Consider the following 16,870-nt stretch of genomic DNA (forward strand, 5'->3'; position numbering starts at 1 on the left):
CGTAGTATGGCTACGACTCAAAGAGACAAGCTAAACAAGCTCTACACCTGCCTGGCGCCAGGGACGCCGCTGACCTCCGAGGACCTCGCCGCCCTCGGAATATCGGCCGACCTCGCGGTCCATTATGTGAGGGCTGGGTGGCTGGAGCGGCTGGCGCGCGGCGTTTACTGCCGCCCCAACGATCCGCCCGCCTTGCACCCCAGTATCGCGCTGCTGCAGCGAAGCTTTGAAGGCCTGCATGTCGGAGGCAAGTCCGCGCTCGACTGGCATGGCATCCGCCACTACGTGTCGCAGCGGCCTGTCCTTCATCTCTACGGCTGGAAGGCTGGGCGCCTCCCTGAGTGGTTCACCCAGCGCTTTCCGGCTGAGTATCACCGCAAGCGGCTGTTCGAGGAGCGCCCCGGTGCATTGCTGCACGTCCGGCCGTTCGAGAACCGCAAAGGCGCTCCGCTCGTCTCGGCGCCGGAGCGCGCACTGCTGGAGGTTCTGAGCGAGGTCGGCGTTCGCCAGCCGCTGCAGGAAGCGCGCGAGCTGGTGGAGAGCAGCTACAGCCTGCGTGCTGACGTCCTGAATGACCTGCTCAAGCACTGCACCAGCGTCAAGACCGTGCGCCTCTGCCTGCAGCTCGGCCGCGAGCTCTCCCAGCCCTGGGCCAGCAAGCTCGACCCGTCCCAGTTGCCCAAGGGCAGCGACCGGCCGTGGGTGTCGCGTTCGGCTGACGGCCTGCTGGTGCTGAAGCCGTGAACCAAGTCTATCTCGACAGCGCCCGATTGCTGACGCGCGTCGCGCCGTTCGTGCTCGTCGACGACACGTTCGCGCTCAAGGGCGGTACGGCGATCAACCTCTTCGTACGCGACATGCCGCGGCTCTCGGTCGATCTCGACCTGGTGTTTCCCGACTACGCGCTGCCGCGCGAGGAGGCGCTCAAGCGGATCAACGAAGCCATCGGCCAGTCCGTTGCACGCCTCAGGAAGCACGGATTCCAGACCCACGCGCCGGCTTCGGCGGATGCCGGCGAAACCAAGCTGCTGGTGCGGCAGGGCGCCATCGAGGTCAAGGTCGAGGTCAATTTCGTCATGCGCGGCACCGTTCATCCGGTGCGCACGGCGTCGCTGACACAGAAGGCGCGTGACACGCTGCAAGCGGATCTCGATATCCCAGTGGCGTCACTTGAAGACGTGTACGGCGGCAAGCTGGTCGCTGCGATGGACCGCCAGCACCCCCGCGATCTGTTCGACATCATGCAGCTCTTCGCGCACGAGGGGATCACGGCGGGCATCCGCCGCGCGTTCGTCGTCTATCTCGCGAGCCATAACCGGCCGGTGCATGAGGTCCTGTTTCCGTCGCTGCGCGATATCCGTCAGGAGTTCGAGCACAATTTCGCGGGGATGACCGCCGAGCCCGTCGAGCTCGATGCGCTCCTCGCGGCACGCGAGCGGATGGTGCGCGAGCTTCAGCAAGGTCTAACGGCCGACGAGCGCAGATTCCTGCTGTCATTGGTCGCCGCAGAACCCGAATGGACGCTGCTCGAAGTGCCGCATCTGGAGCAGCTCCCCGGCCTCCGATGGAAACTGCAGAACCTGGAGAAGCTGCGAAAGGCCAATGCGCGCAAATTCGCCGAGCAGTCCGACGCGCTCAGGAGAGTGCTGGAATGAGTCTGGGCTGGAGAACAACTCTTGTCGGGCACAGCGACGGAGATCGTTAGGGAAGGGCGAACATGCGCAAATCGCGAGATATCACTCAGAAGGGGCGAATTGCGGCGAAGTCTCTGGCGCATCGGCTAACTGGATTTTCGCTGCCATTTTTCGGCGTCCAATGGACGCCTCCTGCCGATGAGCGCGAAATAGTCAGAGGACTACTGACCGCTCTGGAAGATCGCCGCGTCCAGTTCGTTCCGTATCACTTGGAAGTCGTGTCCCAGGTCACGTCCTCCGTGCTGCAAATGCGGGAGATATTGACGAAGACCTTGCAGGCTTTGCCCGAGACATCGCGCGCGGCGGGATCGATCCGCGCGATGCGCGCAGCGTGTCGTCGTTTCCTCGAGGAGCCGATGCCTGACTTTCGCAACATCATGCGATGGAGGCACAGGGGTGATGAGGAAGGGGACCCGTCATTTTTCGTCGCATTGGGCGAGCTGCGAGCAACGTTCGGCACACACATCGCGGCTCTCGCATATCAGTACGGTCTTGATATCGAGCCAGAGCTGGCGTCGATCCTTCCGTCGGCGGACGCATCGTGACAGGGCGGATTCCCGAAACCGGCGCGCAACCCGCGACGGCACTTGGCCCAGCTCGGCATCCCGTAGTCGCCGCTATGCAAATGTGTATCCATTGGCTACACTACCACAATGGCAGGCAAAGACGCCGGACTTCGCATAAGGGTTGAGCGCGAGCTGCGTGACGATTTCCTTGAGATCTGTCGTGCCCAGGATAGGCCGGCGGCTCAAGTGATACGGGAGTTCATGCGGCGATACGTCTCCGAGAACGAGGCGGTGCGCGAGGCGGGCCGAAAACTGCCTGCCGATCGGGGGGATCAGCGGTGACGCAGCACTTCTTTGAACATCCGATTCTGAATTCGCCATACGGCTATCCCGCCCGCCATTGGGAACTGGCCGACGGGCAGCCCACGAACACGATCCTTGAGACAAGACGGCGCTCGGAGCTCATCACGCCGGTGCCGCAGCCCAAGAAGCGGCGGCAGAAGCGCGGCCAGAAGGAAATGGTCTTCGACGAAGGCAAGGGCCTCTCGAGCGAGGAGCAGGAGTACAACCCGACACCGATTATCAATGAAATCCGCTCCTATGTGGATAGCTGGCGCAACCTGCCCAATCCGAACGATTGGCAGGTGACACCCGAGACGGCGCGGCTGCTTCAGCACTGGCGCCATCATCCCTTCCAGAGCCAGCGCCCCTTCTTCTGTCAGGTTGAGGCCATCGAAACGGCGATTTGGCTGACGGAGGTCGCGCCGAAGCTCGGCAAGCGTGCCGAGAAGTTCTGGGCGCATATCGAAGGAGCGAATGCCCAGGCGAACCCCGAACTGCTTCGCCTTGCCCTGAAGCTCGCGACCGGCGCCGGCAAGACGACCGTCATGGCGATGCTGATTGCCTGGCAGACGGTCAATGCCGCTCGCCATCCCAACAGCAAACACTTCTCGCGCGGCTTTCTCATCATTGCACCCGGCATCACGATCCGCGACCGCCTGCGGGTGCTGATGCCCAACGACCCCGACAGCTACTACAAGAGCCGCGAACTGGTGCCGAGCGACATGCTCGCCGACATCGACCGCGCCAAGATCGTCATCACCAACTATCACGCCTTCAAGCTGCGCGAGCGCATGGAGGTGTCGAAAGGAACGCGCGCCGCCATCGAAGGCTGGCGTGGCGAGACGCTCCAGACGCTGGAGACCGAAGGGCAGATGATCCAGCGGGTCATGCCCGAGCTGATGGGACTCAAGAACGTCGTCGTCCTTAATGATGAGGCGCATCACTGCTATCGCGAGCGGGCGCAGAACGATGATGTCGAGGACTTGAAGGGCGAAGAGAAGGACGAAGCGAAGAAGAACAACGAGGCGGCGCGGCTGTGGATTTCCGGGATCGAGGCGGTCAAGCGCAAGCTTGGTGTGCGCGCGGTCTATGACCTGTCCGCAACGCCCTTCTTCCTGCGCGGCTCCGGCTATGCCGAAGGCACGCTTTTCCCGTGGACGGTCAGCGACTTCTCGCTGATGGATGCGATCGAGTGCGGGATCGTGAAGCTGCCACGCGTGCCCGTCGCCGACAACGTGCCGGGCGGCGACACGCCGAAGTTCAGAAACTTGTGGGAGCACATCGGCAAGAAGCTGCCGAAGAAGGGGCGCGGCGCCGGCGCCAAGCTTGATCCGCTGAGCCTACCCGTCGAACTGCAAACCGCGCTCGACGCCCTCTATGGCCACTATCAGAAGACCTTCGACCTTTGGGAGCAGGCCGGCATTGCTGTGCCCCCGGTCTTCATCGTGGTCTGCAACAACACCGCAACCTCGAAACTCGTCTATGACTACATATCCGGCTTCCAGCGCGAGAATGACGACGGCACCAGCACGCTGGAGAATGGCCGGCTTCCGCTGTTCCGGAATTTCGATGAGCACGGCAACCGTCTGCCGCGGCCGCGCACGCTGCTGATCGACAGCGAACAGCTCGAATCCGGCGAGGCGCTCGACAAGGACTTCCGGGAAATGGCCGCCGACGAAATCGACCGCTTCCGGAGGGAGATCGTCGAGCGCACCGGCGACGTCCGCGCCGCCGACAACATCACCGACCAGGATCTGCTGCGGGAGGTGATGAACACCGTCGGCAAGAAAGACCGGCTCGGCGAACAGGTGCGTTGCGTGGTCTCGGTGTCGATGCTCACCGAGGGCTGGGATACCAACACTGTCACGCACATTCTCGGCGTCCGCGCCTTCGGCACACAGCTTCTCTGCGAGCAGGTCGTCGGCCGCGGCCTGCGCCGCCAGTCATACGACCTGAATGAAAAAGGTCTCTTCAACGTCGAGTATGCCGACATTCTCGGCATCCCGTTCGACTTTGCGGCGAAGCCCGTCGTCGCCCCGCCGGTAAAGCCGCGCGAAACGATCCGCGTCCATGCCGTCAGCCCGGAGAGGGATGCGCTGGAAATCCGTTTCCCGCGCGTCGAGGGTTATCGCGTCGAGCTGCCGGACGAGCAGCTCACCGCCCGCTTCGACAAGGACTCGGTGCTTGAGTTGACACCCGCCCTTGTCGGGCCGTCCATCACCAAGAACCAGGGCATCATCGGCGAGGGCGTGGACCTGACGGTCGAGCACCTCAACGACATGCGCCGCTCGACCATCCTGTTCCACCTGGCCAAGCACCTTCTCTATCAGAAGTACCGCGATCCCGGCGAAGCGCCGAAGCTGCATCTCTTCGGTCAGCTCAAGGCGATCGCCCGCCAGTGGCTGGAGGGCGGCTACCTCAGGTGTACCGGCGGCACCTATCCGGCGCAGCTCCTTTATCAGGAGATCGCCGATATGGCCTGCGAGCGCATCAAGGCCGCGATCACCGTGACGCTCGCCGGCGACAATCCCGTCAAGGCCATCCTCGATCCGTACAACCCGACCGGCTCGACGCGCTACATCAACTTCACGACGTCGAAGGAGACGCGCTGGCAGACCGACCCGCGTAAATGCCACATCAACTGGGTCATCTGCGACAGCGACTGGGAGGCCGAATTCTGCCGCGTCGTGGAATCGCATCCGCGCGTGCGCGCCTATGTGAAGAATCAGAATCTCGGCCTCGAAGTGCCGTATCTGATGGGCGCGACGCCACGCCGCTACATCCCCGATTTCATCGTCCGGATCGATGACGGCGAGGAAGAGCCGCTCAATCTGATCGTCGAGGTGAAGGGCTATCGCGGCGAGAACGCCAAGGAGAAGGCGAACACCATGCGCGCCTATTGGGTGCCGGGTGTTAACAATCTCGCGAAGTTCGGCCGGTGGGCGTTCGCGGAGTTCACGGCGGTCTATGAGATGGACGCGCGTTTCAAGGCCTTGGTCGATCAATTCGTGAAGCAGAAGGCGGCGTAAGGGGGCCTGAATGAACAGGAGCAGAAACAAGACGATCGAGGTCGAAGCCCTCACGCACAAGGACGCAAAGCGGCGCAACATCCCGACCGCCGAGTTCGAGAGCTTGATGCGGGAGGAGGACAAGTCCCCCGTCCAGTTCGCTTATCAGCGCCGCAACCGCGACCTCGATCCGCAGCTGGTCTGGCGCGGCAAGGACGAGCAGGACTGGTCCGATCTGATCGTCCATGCCCCGCCGCTTTACATCCAGGAGAAGGTGCACCCGAAGGTCCTGATCGACGATCTCAAGCGCGAGTCGAAGGCGCGGGCGAAGGAGAAGGCGCCCCCGGCACCGGACCTCTTCGGCGACTTCAACGGCCTGCACGATCTGGAAGCAAAGACCGAATTCTATCAGCACGATCAGAACTGGTCGAACCGGATGATCCTGGGCGATTCCTTGAGCGTCATGGCGAGCCTCGCCGAGCGCGAGGGGCTGCGTGGGCAGGTGCAGTGCATCTATATAGACCCGCCCTATGGGATCAAATTCAACTCGAACTTCCAATGGTCGACGACCAGCCGTGATGTAAGAGATGGCAAGGCAGAGCATGTCACTCGCGAACCCGAGCAGGTGCGCGCTTTCCGCGACACGTGGCGGGACGGGATTCACTCATATCTGACCTATCTGCGCGACAGGCTCACCGTTGCGCGCGACCTTCTACATGAAAGCGGGTCGATCTTCGTGCAGATTGGCTCAGATAATTCCCACCTTTTGAAGTCATTATTGGATGAAGTATTCGGACCAGAGAATTTTATCGCTCAAATCGTTTTTGCAAAAACTGCAGGTGCAACGTCAGAATTTCTTCCTGGTACGTACGATATTATCCTTTTCTATGCGAGAGACAGAGAAAAGCTCAAATACAGACAACCTCTGACCTTGAAGCAGATCGGCGGAGTGGGAGGCAGCGCGTACAAGAAAGTTAGGCTACCTGACCTCACTGAACGGCCGATTACCGATGATGAATTGAAGGGAATGTCTCCCGTCCCTGAGAACGCGAAGGTTTTTCGAATCGATAACCTAACGAGCCAGAGTGTTGGCCGTGACAAAGGAGAGGGCGCTGCCTCTTGGTTTCCGGTCGAGTATCACGGAAACACATATCGTCCTTCCGAAAAGGTTCGTTGGAAGACCAATGAGCTCGGCATGAGCCGTCTTCAAAAGGCGGATCGCTTAAGCTCAACTGGGAAAGGTCTGTATTACGTTCGCTACTTTGACGACTTTCTTGCCTTCTCTGAGGACGACGTGTGGAGCGACACAGGTATCGCCGGTTTCACGTCAGATAAGCGCTACGTCGTCGAAACTTCGCCAAAGGTCGTCGAACGCTGCCTGCTAATGAGCACCGATGCTGGTGATTTGGTCCTCGACCCGACCTGCGGCTCCGGCACTACCGCTTATGTTGCTGAGCAGTGGGGTCGGCGCTGGATCACCATCGACACCAGCCGCGTGGCGCTGGCGCTGGCGCGCTCGCGCATCATGGGCGCGCGCTACCCTTATTACTTGCTTGCCGACTCGCCCGAAGGGCAAATGAAGGAAGCGGAGGTTACGAGATCCGCGCCGCGTACGGCGCCGACCCACGGCAATATCCGCCTCGGCTTCGTCTATGAGCGCGTGCCGCACATCACGCTCAAATCCATCGCCAACAATGCCGAGATCGACGTGATCTGGGAGAAGTGGCAGGAGACGCTGGAGCCGCTGCGCGCTGCGTTCAATAAGGCTCTCTCGAACTCCTGGGAGGAATGGGAAATCCCCCGCGAGGCCGAGGACAAGTGGCCGGCGGCTGCGAAGGACGCGCACGGCAAATGGTGGCAGGCGCGGATCGCCCGGCAGAAGGAAATCGACGCCTCGATCGCCGCCAAGGCGGAGTTCGAGTATCTCTACGACAAGCCTTACACTGACAGTTCGCGCGTGCGCGTGGCCGGACCGTTCACGGTCGAGAGCCTCTCGCCGCATCGTGTCGTCGCGGTCGATGCCGACGATCGGCTGATGGAGGGCGTGGCCGAGCCCGGGCGCCGGTATCGCCACAACGGCTCCGCCACGCCGGAGGACTTCGCCGACATGATCCTCGAGAACCTCAAGGCCGCGGGCGTGCAGCAGGCGCAAAAGGAAGACCGGATCACGTTCACGTCGCTCGCCGGCTGGCCTGGCAGATATATCTGCGCCGAAGGCAAATTCATGGAGGGCGACAGGGAGAGGCGGGCCGGCATTCTCATCGGTCCCGAATTCGGCACCGTCTCGCGCCCGGATCTTGTCGCAGCGGCGCGCGAGGCGGGCGATGCGGGATTCGATGTGCTGATCGCCTGCGCTTTCAACTACGACGCCCACTCGGCCGAATTCGACAAGCTCGGCCGCGTGCCCGTGCTCAAGGCGCGCATGAATCCCGATCTGCACATGGGCGACGATCTGAAGGCGACGGCCTCAGGCAATTTGTTCGTCGTCTTCGGCGAGCCTGACATCGACATCGAGACGCTCGAGGGCGGGATGGTTCGCGTCAGGATCAAGGGCATCGACGTGTTCAAGCCGCAGACCGGGGAGATCGAAAGCGGCGGGCCGGAATCGATCGCGCTCTGGATGATCGACACGGATTACAACGAAGAAAGCTTCTTCGTCCGCCACGCCTATTTCCTCGGGGCGAACGATCCCTACAAGGCGCTCAAGACGACGCTCAAGGCCGAGATCGACGAGGAGGCGTGGGCGAGCCTGAACAGCGACACGTCGCGGCCGTTCCCAAAGCCGGCCTCCGGCCGCATCGCGGTGAAGGTCATCAATCACCTCGGCGACGAGGTGATGAAAGTTTTTTCGGTCTAGTTGTTGTTGAGGGGGCATAGTGCTGCGGCTTGAAATAGAAGGAAGCTGGGAGCCAGAGGACTTTATTGAAGTCCTCAAGGGCGTTGAGTCGCTCTACTACAAAGCCGCATTGAGCTGCCGTTTGCTGCGCGAGCCGCCCTATTTCTGGATGGAGCATTTCTGGTTCGAGCGACCGACCGTCGCCATGTCGTTCGGCGAGAATGTCGATTTTTCGAATGACTGGTTGCTGACCCGGGCACGAACCATTGCAAGGTCACATTCGCGGCTTCGCGTCGCTCGCATAGAGTATGCCTCTCCGGGCGGCATAGACTTTGTTGGTCTAGGCGAAGCCTGCAAGGCCGTCGAGCGTATCATCGGTCGGCTCATAAAGTTCTTTGACAAGGACGATCGGGAAATCAGGAAGCAGGGGGCCAAGCAAGCGCAGATAGAAACGGCCATGAAGGAAGAGTCGCTGCGCAGTCTCAAGATCGAAAATGCCCGCGCCATTCTGGAATTGCGCCGCGACTACCCGGATATGCCTGACGAGATTCTCACGGCGCTAATCACGCACGATCAGGACAAACTGATTCCCAGGATAGCTGAGCGGAAACTGGTGGCGGTCAGAACAATGGATGCCGAGCCGCCTCCAGATGATGAGGCGGCGTGATGGAATTCAGAATCGCCGATACCTTCACAGATTCTTTGCTGCGCCTGACGGCGCAGGAGCAGAAGTCTGTGAAGACGACGGCGTTCGACCTTCAGCTCAACCCGGCGGCGCCGGGCATGAAGTTCCACAAGATCGACCGCGCCAGGGACCCGAATTTCTGGTCGGTGCGCGTCAATGCCGACATCCGCCTGATCGTGCACAAGTCTGCCGCGAGCCTGCTTCTTGCCTATGTCGACCATCACGACGACGCCTACAAATGGGCCGAACGGCGCAAGATCGAGCGCCACCCGACGACGGGCGCGATGCAGCTCGTCGAGATTCGCGAGCGGGTCGAAGAGATTGTAACGCCGCGCCCGCAGGCGGGGGAGCCGGTGGCTGCGCCCGCGCACGTACCGATCAAGCCAAAGCTGTTCGAGAACCTACGCAAGTTCGAGCTGATGGCCTTCGGTGTGCCGGAGGAATGGGTCGATGACGTGCGGGGAGCCGATGAAGACACGCTGTTTGATGTCATCACCCACCTGCCGCAGGAGGCGCAGGAGGCGATCCTGAGGCTTGCGGTCGGCGAAAGGCCCGAGCCGCTGAAGGTGCTGCCGGTCGAGGCCGATCCTTTCACCCACCCGGATGCCCAGCGGCGCTTCCGCGTGCTCACCAATGTCGAGGAGCTGGAGCGCGCGCTCGAATACCCCTGGGAGAAATGGGCTGTCTTCCTGCACCCGGACCAGCGCGCTTTGGTCGAGCGCGCGTTCGGCGGGCCGACCCGGATTTCAGGATCGGCGGGCACCGGCAAGACCATCGTCGCGCTGCATCGCGCCGTGCACCTTGCACGGCAATCACCGGGCTCGCGCGTGTTGCTGACGACGTTCTCGACGGCGCTTGCCAATGCGTTGCGGGTCAGGCTCAGCCATCTCGCCGGCAATGAGCCATCCGTCGCCGGGCGCATCACCGTGGAAGGAATCTTCGACCTGGCGTGCCGTCTTTACACCGAGCGCTTCGGCTCGCCGTCGATTGCGGCAGATGACACGATCCGGGCGATGCTGGCTGACGCGGCGCAGAAGGAGCAGCCGGCGCGGTTCGATACGAACTTTCTGCTGAATGAATGGACCGATGTCGTTGACGCCTGGAACCTGCAAAGCTGGGAAGAATACCGCGATGTCGCGCGTCTTGGACGCAAGACCAGGATCGGCGGCAGGCAGCGCGAGCAGCTTTGGGACATTTTCACCGGACTGCGGACGGCACTCGAAGCGCGTGGGCTGACGACCTGGCCCGGCGTATTTGCGCGCTTGACCGCGGACCTGTCCGATCGCGGCAAACGGCCGTTTGACTTCGTCGTTGCCGACGAGGCGCAGGACCTTGGCGTCGCGCCGCTGCGCTTTCTTGCGGCACTTGCGGGAGGGCGGCCGGATGGCCTCTTCCTGGCCGGTGATCTGGGCCAGCGCATTTTCCAGACGCCCTTTTCCTGGAAGGCGCTGGGGGTTGATGTCCGTGGGCGTTCGCACACGCTGCGCATCAACTACCGCACCTCGCACCAGATCAGGGCGCAGGCCGACCGCCTGCTGCCGCTGGCGCTCGCCGACGTTGACGGGCTTGTCGAAAGCCGCAGAGGCACGGTCTCCGTCTTCAACGGCCCGCCGCCCGTGATCAAGGTCGTGCCGAACGCGGAATTGGAGATGGAAGCGGTCGCTGCTTGGATTGGGGAGCGCCTGCGTGAAGGCTATCAGCCGCACGAAATCGGCGTGTTCGTCAGGGCCGACGCGCAAATGGAGCGCGCCCGGAAGGCCGTGCAGATTGCCAAGGCCGATTACATTGAGTTGGGCGAAGACGCTGCCTCGGCTGCGGGCAAGGTTGCCATCAGCACGATGCACCAGGCCAAAGGCCTTGAGTTCCGCGGCGTCGCCGTCATGGCGTGCGATGACGGCGTGCTGCCACTTGAAGAGCGGATCGAGGCCGTCTCCGACGAATCCGATCTCGAAGAGGTCTACAACACGGAGCGCCATCTGCTTTATGTCGCCTGCACCCGCGCCCGCGACTGCCTGCTGATCACCGGCGTCGCCCCGGCATCGGAGTTTCTTGCCGACCTGACCGTCAGTACTGCGGAGCCTGCTGCCGGTCATGAGGCAAGCGGCATGCCCTCGGCGCAAAACGCTGCGGGGGGCGCGCCATGAACGCGATGCGAGAGGCAATGTGACATGACGGCCCCTATCACTGCTGCGATGCTCTACGATCTGGTCGGGTGTCCGCATCGCGTGACGATGGACCTCTTTGCGGAACCGGCTCAGCGAGACGAGCCCAATGCCTTCGTCGAACTTCTCTGGGAACGTGGCTCCCTCTACGAGCGCGAGGTCATTGCCGGTCTTAAGACGCCTTTTACCGACCTTTCTCCTTTTGCGGCTGAAGAGAAGGAACGCCTTACGCTTGAAGCGATGGGGCGGGGCGACGCCCTCATCTACGGCGGGCGAATTCAAGCGGACGGGTTGCTTGGCGATCCTGACCTGCTGCGCAAGGAGGGTGCCGGCTACATCGCAGGCGACATAAAATCGGGAGCCGGCGAGGAAGGTCCGGAGGACGACTCAAAGCCCAAAATCCGCTACGCCGTACAGCTTGGTCTCTATACGGACATCCTGGAAAGGAAGGGTTTGTCCGGTGCCCGGCGGGCATTCGTTTGGGATATTCACGGCGACGAGGTTTCTTACGATTTTCAGGAGCCCTACGGAAAGCGCGATCAGCGAACGCTGTGGGACGACTATCAGGAGGCGCTTGCCGAAGCAGAGGCGATCGTCGCGGGCCGGCAGCAGACGCTCCCGGCTTATGGAGCCGTTTGCAAGCTCTGCCACTGGTATTCCGCCTGCGTGAAGAGCCTGAAGGAAGCCGGCGATCTTACCATGATCCCGGAGCTAGGCAGGTCCAGGCGCGACACGATGTACGGCGCAGTGCGCTCCGTGGCTCAGTTCGCCGCCGCAGACCCCGCAACGTTCCTTGCTGGCAAGAAGACCGTGTTCCCCGGTATCGGGCCGGACACGCTCCAGAAATTTCATGACCGCGCGAAGTTGCTGACCGCCGATGACGCCAGGCCATTTCTTCGCTCGCCCATTCACTTGCCGGATTTTGAACGGGAGTTGTTCTTTGATATCGAGGTCGATCCCATGCGGGATGTTTGCTATCTGCACGGGTTTGTTGATCGCCGCGGCCGCGTTAATGGCAGCGAGCAGTTCGTTTTTGCCTTTGTCGATGACATAGCGCCGGAATCGGAGCGGCAGGCGTTTGCGCGCGCGTTGGACCTGATTAGAGAACGTCAGCCCTGTGCCATTTACTACTATTCAAAATACGAACGCACGATCTACCGCAAACTCCAGCAGAAGTATCCCGATGTTTGCAGCGCGCAGGACATCGAGGACCTATTCGACCCGGCGCACGCGATCGACCTCTACAACGACGTGGTGAAAAAGGCGACCGAATGGCCGACATGGGATTTCTCGATCAAGACCCTGGCCAAGTATCTCGGCTTTTCTTGGCGCGATACGCATCCGTCAGGCGCAGCATCGATTGAATGGTTCCACAGATGGGTAGCGACCGGCGATCCGGCGATCCGCCAGCGCGTACTCGACTACAACGAAGACGATTGCCGCGCGACCCGCGTTCTTCGGGATGCCCTTGATGACCTGACTGTGATCCCGCCAGGTGCAGCATGAACGCCACGTCGCCGGCACATGACGCCCAGAAGACCCTATCCGATCTCAGGGACCATCTTGCGCGTCACGATAAACCCATCGCCTTCTTCTTTGGCGCCGGCACGTCATGCGCTGTCCGCGTTCCTGCCGAGGGCGGCAAGACACGCCCGCTCATACCGGCTGTCGCCGGGCTCACGGCAATCGCCAAGGATGATGCAGCGAAGCTGGGCGAGAAGTATGCGAAGGCGTGGGATTCGATCGAGGGGCAATGCAAGGAAAACGGACACGACCCAAATGCTGAAAACATCCTCTCGCGCTTGCGCATGATGATAAGCGCCGTCGGCAATGACGATACGCTTCTGGGCCTTAAGAAAGACGAGATTGAGAAGCTCGAAGAAAGCGTGCGCAAGACCATCGCGAGGGTCGTCACGCCCGACCTGACCGGCATCCCGAGCGATTTTCCGCACCGCAAGTTCGCCCGCTGGCTCGTCAAGACATCGCGGCAAAAGCCCATCGAGATATTTACCGTCAACTACGACGTTCTCGTCGAGCACGGCCTTGAGGCTGAGCGCATCCCTATGTTCGACGGTTTCGTCGGAAGTTATCGCCCCTTCTTCCATCCCGACAGCCTGCGCCGTTCGGAATCCGCCCCTGGGGCCAACTGGACGCGCCTTTGGAAGATGCACGGATCGGTGACGTGGCGGCGGATCGATCAGGACGGGCGGGTACGGGTCGTCCGTGGTGAGCCCGATCTTGCCGGCGAGATGATCTACCCGTCATTCCAGAAATACGATGAGTCACGGCAGCAACCGTATGCCGCCTTTACCGACCGGCTCAGCCGATTCCTTGAGCAGGACGACGCCCTGCTGATCGTTGCTGGATTCAGCTTCGGTGACGAGCACATCAATAATCTGATTTTCGGCGCCTTAGAGAACAGGCCCCGCACGCACGTATATGCCCTTCAGTTTGACGAGTTGCCCGGCGAGGGCGATCTCGCGAAGCGTGCAGGCCAGAGACCCAACATGATCGTGGTGGGACCGCAGACCGGAATCATTGGCGGCCGGCAGGCAGCATGGGCTCCGGTGGAAAGCCCTTCATTTATGGCTGACGTGTTCGAGCTGAAGGAGGCAACACCCGCCGGGGGCGAGCCAACGAAAACCGGGCGCATGAAGATCGGAGACTTTGCCTGCTTCTGCGATTTTCTTCAGTCCATGACGGTGGGCTAGTTCGCCGTGCCTCTCGCTGACCCCACATATATCGGCCAGGTCGCTTCCGTTACCGGAGCCATCGTGCGCGTCCGGCTTCGCGAAGACATGCCCTCAACGCTCGTAATGATCGGCGGCGAGTCTTACCGCGTAGGCCAGATCGGCGGGTTCTTTCGTGTCCCTTTGGGCTACACAAACCTTTACGCCGTCTGCACCCAGATCGGCGCCGACGCGGCCCCTCCGGGCAGCGCTGAAGGCGCTTTCGGCGCAGCTCTTGAAACCGATTCCCAGCTTCGCCTTTCGGGTTTTCGCTGGATGACTATCGTGCTGTTCGGCGAAGGTCTTGGTGGTGAATTTGAACGCGGCGTCGGCCAATATCCTACGGTTGGCGATGAGGTTCACCTGGTCACCAATGACGATCTCAAGGTGATCTACGGCTGGTCGAAGGGCAAGAAGGGCACGATCTCCGTTGGCCAGATAGCGGCCACTTCGGGAATCTCCGCCGACATCAGCGTCGCCGGTCTGGTCAGCCGGCACAGCGCCATTGTCGGATCTACCGGCGCAGGCAAATCGAATCTTGTCACCGTCCTTCTTGAAACAGTCGCTGACGGCAGCCTGCCGAATGCCCGCGCGATCGTCATCGATCCACACGGCGAGTATGCGACAGCGCTTGGCGACAAGGCGCGGGTATTCCGCATCCGGCCCGATGAAGCAGCAGGAGAAAGGCCGCTCTGGGTACCGTTCTGGGCGCTTCCGTTTTCCGAGCTTCAGCAGCTCACGCTGGGCGGTCTCCAGCCGAACCACGAAGCCGCTATCCGCGATCAAGTGCTCGACATGAAAGTCGCTGCGGCGCAGCGTCTTGCGATACAACCGCCGCCGGAGACGCTCACTGCGGACTCGCCTGTACCTTTTAGCATCAAGCGCCTTTGGTATGAGCTGGATAAGTTCGAGAGGGTAACCTTTCCGGTCGCCAATCCGCAGACAGACGACAATGCCAATGCTCCGGAAGAGGCGGGCGATGCCGCAGCCCTGAGATCCGATCGCTACCCGGCAGCGAGTCCGTATAACCAGGCCCCATACAAAAACCAGCGCAAGCGAAACATCGAACGCCACCTCGACCTTATGCGCAGCCGCCTGAAAGACAGCCGCTTCTCGTTCTTGTTCTCGCCCGGCGGAGGATATGAACCTAACCTTGACGGCGAGGTCGCGACCGATCTGGACTCATTGGTTCGGGATTGGGTTGGGCACGACAAGCCCATCACAATCTTCGATGTTTCCGGGTTGCCGTCCGAAGTGCTCCCGACAATCGTCGGCACGATGCTCCGGGTGGTCTACGACATGCTGTTCTGGGCGCAGGACCTCTCGGTCGGGGGGCGCGAGCAGCCGCTCCTCGTTGTCCTAGACGAGGCCCATCGGTTTGTTCCCGAGGGTGACGAGACCTCCGCCCACCGCACGCTGTCGATGATTGCAAAGGAGGGACGGAAGTACGGGACCGGTCTCATGCTGGTTACCCAGCGCCCATCGGAAATCGACAGCGCCGTGCTGAGCCAATGCGGCTCCCTGATTGCGTTGCGGATCACCAACTCAGCGGACCGCGCCAAGGTTGCTGCCGCCGTCCCGGATGACCTTGGCGGGCTGGTTGAACAGTTGCCATCGCTGCGGACGGGCGAGGGCATATTTCTCGGCGAAGTCATGCCGATTCCGTCGCGCGTTCGCGTGCGCAAGGCAAAGCAAAAACCGGTCGGCGATGATCCGAAACTGCCGGAAGTGTGGCAGGTGGCCGAACGGCCTGACGGCGCTCTGTATTCTCGCGCTCTCGCGAACTGGCGTGCTCAGTCTACCTCTGCCGAGATTTGATGAGAATGATGACGAGGGGGGAGGAACCTGCCAATGCCTGAAATGATATTTGTCGATTCATCGAATGTGGAAGCGATCGGCTACGATGCGACGACGCAGGAACTTCATGTCCGGTTCCTGAAGTCTGGCGAGACCTACGTCTACTACGGGGTGGAGGAATGGGTCTTCCAGGAGTTTCTGCAAGCAGATTCCAAGGGCACCTATCTCAATACACGAATTAAGCCGAACTATCAGTACGGCAAGCTATGATGGCGTTGCTGCTTGGCGCGTGCGGCTTGCGCTGAACCGGGTGCTACTCGCTTTGCTCCTGGCGCCGCCGTCCCTCGCGCAAGATCGCGTGTCAAGTATATCGAGGACCGTCGAAACTCCGGACGGACTGGTGGTGCGCTGAAAGGGACGCGCCCAGTGTTCGACAATCGTGGTTCCATATACTATACAGGTTAGACTGCCGTCGCCCCTCGGGTGGGACAATCCTCGCCAGTCCCGTATTCGTCTGCGATCGACGTTCGCTTGACTCGACATGGCCGATGCGCGGGTTACCGATGAACTGAAGTCACGCGAGAAGCTCCAGAGATTCCTGATGACGGCGGACAAGGTAACCGCGCCAGGCTTCGACCAGTTCTCTTCCGGCGTCGTCCATTGGGGTGGCAAGCAACCCCTCGATCTCCTGAATTGCTGCCTCGAACGTGAGCCACGGCGCAGCCTCAACCTGACCCGCAAGGCGCCGGGCGATCGCCCGTCTCCCAGAGCGGCGCTGCGCCTCGCTCAGCACGTCCGGGCGTTCGATATAAATCAGCCTGCGACCGAGCTCGTCTAGAGCCTGATTCCTTCTGGTGGAATCGGATTGGGTGTTCCGGCGCGTTTGGTTTTCTGATTCAAGCTGCTGGCTGGGCTGGAGGCCAGCAGCCGATGACCCGAGCCCTGTCCTGTGATCTGCGTGATCGCGTCGTGGCGGCCATGCGGAATGGCGCGAGTTGCCGCGAGGCGGCCAAGCTGTTCTCGGTGAGCGTGGCGAGCGCGGTGCGTTGGTCGCAGTTGTATCGCGCGACCGGCAGCACGGCGCCGCGGCCTCATGGTGCGCGGCGACGCC

General features: G+C 61.5%; 14 protein-coding genes. All 14 read left to right on the top strand.

The features are described 5' to 3' along the window. Positions 1-6 precede the first annotated feature (6 nt). Positions 7-744 carry a type IV toxin-antitoxin system AbiEi family antitoxin domain-containing protein gene (locus tag F563_RS0111160; protein WP_019014761.1) on the top strand — a complete coding sequence of 246 codons (738 nt, stop codon included), beginning with the start codon at positions 7-9 and terminating at the stop codon, positions 742-744. Continuing rightward, entirely contained in the window at positions 741-1,655 is a 915-nt protein-coding gene (locus tag F563_RS0111165; RefSeq protein WP_019014762.1) for a nucleotidyl transferase AbiEii/AbiGii toxin family protein, read from the top strand. Before F563_RS0111160 ends, F563_RS0111165 begins: the two co-directional genes overlap by 4 nt. Positions 1,656-1,717: 62 nt before the next feature. Continuing rightward, entirely contained in the window at positions 1,718-2,239 is a 522-nt protein-coding gene (locus F563_RS24810; RefSeq protein WP_156825146.1) for a DUF6650 family protein, read from the top strand. 108 nt (positions 2,240-2,347) lie between these two features. Beyond that, complete coding sequence (locus F563_RS25615) at positions 2,348-2,542, top strand: hypothetical protein (protein ID WP_084596532.1); 195 nt, start codon at positions 2,348-2,350, stop codon at positions 2,540-2,542. Beyond that, positions 2,539-5,571 carry a BPTD_3080 family restriction endonuclease gene (locus tag F563_RS0111175; protein WP_019014764.1) on the top strand — a complete coding sequence of 1,011 codons (3,033 nt, stop codon included), beginning with the start codon at positions 2,539-2,541 and terminating at the stop codon, positions 5,569-5,571. Before F563_RS25615 ends, F563_RS0111175 begins: the two co-directional genes overlap by 4 nt. 10 nt (positions 5,572-5,581) lie before the next feature. Further along, positions 5,582-8,407, top strand: coding sequence for a site-specific DNA-methyltransferase (locus F563_RS0111180; protein WP_026299509.1), 2,826 nt, complete (start codon positions 5,582-5,584; stop codon positions 8,405-8,407). 19 nt (positions 8,408-8,426) lie between these two features. Continuing rightward, complete coding sequence (locus F563_RS0111185; protein WP_019014766.1) at positions 8,427-9,053, top strand: hypothetical protein; 627 nt, start codon at positions 8,427-8,429, stop codon at positions 9,051-9,053. Next, positions 9,053-11,215, top strand: coding sequence for a 3'-5' exonuclease (locus tag F563_RS0111190; RefSeq protein ID WP_019014767.1), 2,163 nt, complete (start codon positions 9,053-9,055; stop codon positions 11,213-11,215). The genes F563_RS0111185 and F563_RS0111190 overlap by 1 nt, the downstream gene beginning before the upstream one ends. Before the next feature lie 48 nt (positions 11,216-11,263). Continuing rightward, positions 11,264-12,739: a TM0106 family RecB-like putative nuclease gene (locus tag F563_RS0111195; protein WP_162140585.1), complete on the top strand. Its 1,476-nt coding sequence runs from the start codon at positions 11,264-11,266 to the stop codon at positions 12,737-12,739. Next, positions 12,736-13,944: an SIR2 family protein gene (locus tag F563_RS0111200; RefSeq protein WP_026299510.1), complete on the top strand. Its 1,209-nt coding sequence runs from the start codon at positions 12,736-12,738 to the stop codon at positions 13,942-13,944. The genes F563_RS0111195 and F563_RS0111200 overlap by 4 nt, the downstream gene beginning before the upstream one ends. A 105-nt stretch (positions 13,945-14,049) precedes the next feature. Continuing rightward, positions 14,050-15,780 carry an ATP-binding protein gene (locus F563_RS0111205; RefSeq protein ID WP_211211420.1) on the top strand — a complete coding sequence of 577 codons (1,731 nt, stop codon included), beginning with the start codon at positions 14,050-14,052 and terminating at the stop codon, positions 15,778-15,780. A gap of 33 nt (positions 15,781-15,813) precedes the next feature. Beyond that, a complete protein-coding gene (locus F563_RS0111210; protein WP_019014771.1) occupies positions 15,814-16,029 on the top strand; it encodes a KTSC domain-containing protein in 216 nt (71 codons plus the stop codon). A gap of 271 nt (positions 16,030-16,300) precedes the next feature. After that, entirely contained in the window at positions 16,301-16,597 is a 297-nt protein-coding gene (locus tag F563_RS24815) for a hypothetical protein (RefSeq protein ID WP_156825147.1), read from the top strand. Between the two features lie 92 nt (positions 16,598-16,689). Further along, positions 16,690-16,870, top strand: a 181-nt coding sequence (locus F563_RS25360; protein WP_245557129.1) for a helix-turn-helix domain-containing protein, incomplete at its 3' end; no start/stop codon positions are given.

Origin of the sequence: Elioraea tepidiphila DSM 17972, assembly GCF_000378465.1 — a bacterium.
Taxonomy (GTDB): Bacteria; Pseudomonadota; Alphaproteobacteria; order Acetobacterales; family Acetobacteraceae; genus Elioraea; species Elioraea tepidiphila.

Excerpts from the sequence above, each read along its gene's own strand:
- F563_RS0111160 (WP_019014761.1), top strand. The coding sequence starts at position 7 with ATGGCTACGACTCAAAGAGACAAGCTAAACAAGCTCTACACCTGCCTG.
- F563_RS24810 (WP_156825146.1), top strand. The coding sequence starts at position 1,718 with ATGCGCAAATCGCGAGATATCACTCAGAAGGGGCGAATTGCGGCGAAG.
- F563_RS25615 (WP_084596532.1), top strand. The coding sequence starts at position 2,348 with ATGGCAGGCAAAGACGCCGGACTTCGCATAAGGGTTGAGCGCGAGCTG.
- F563_RS0111180 (WP_026299509.1), top strand. The coding sequence starts at position 5,582 with ATGAACAGGAGCAGAAACAAGACGATCGAGGTCGAAGCCCTCACGCAC.
- F563_RS0111190 (WP_019014767.1), top strand. The coding sequence starts at position 9,053 with ATGGAATTCAGAATCGCCGATACCTTCACAGATTCTTTGCTGCGCCTG.
- F563_RS0111195 (WP_162140585.1), top strand. The coding sequence starts at position 11,264 with ATGCTCTACGATCTGGTCGGGTGTCCGCATCGCGTGACGATGGACCTC.
- F563_RS0111200 (WP_026299510.1), top strand. The coding sequence starts at position 12,736 with ATGAACGCCACGTCGCCGGCACATGACGCCCAGAAGACCCTATCCGAT.
- F563_RS0111205 (WP_211211420.1), top strand. The coding sequence starts at position 14,050 with ATGATCGGCGGCGAGTCTTACCGCGTAGGCCAGATCGGCGGGTTCTTT.
- F563_RS0111210 (WP_019014771.1), top strand. The coding sequence starts at position 15,814 with ATGCCTGAAATGATATTTGTCGATTCATCGAATGTGGAAGCGATCGGC.
- F563_RS24815 (WP_156825147.1), top strand. The coding sequence starts at position 16,301 with ATGGCCGATGCGCGGGTTACCGATGAACTGAAGTCACGCGAGAAGCTC.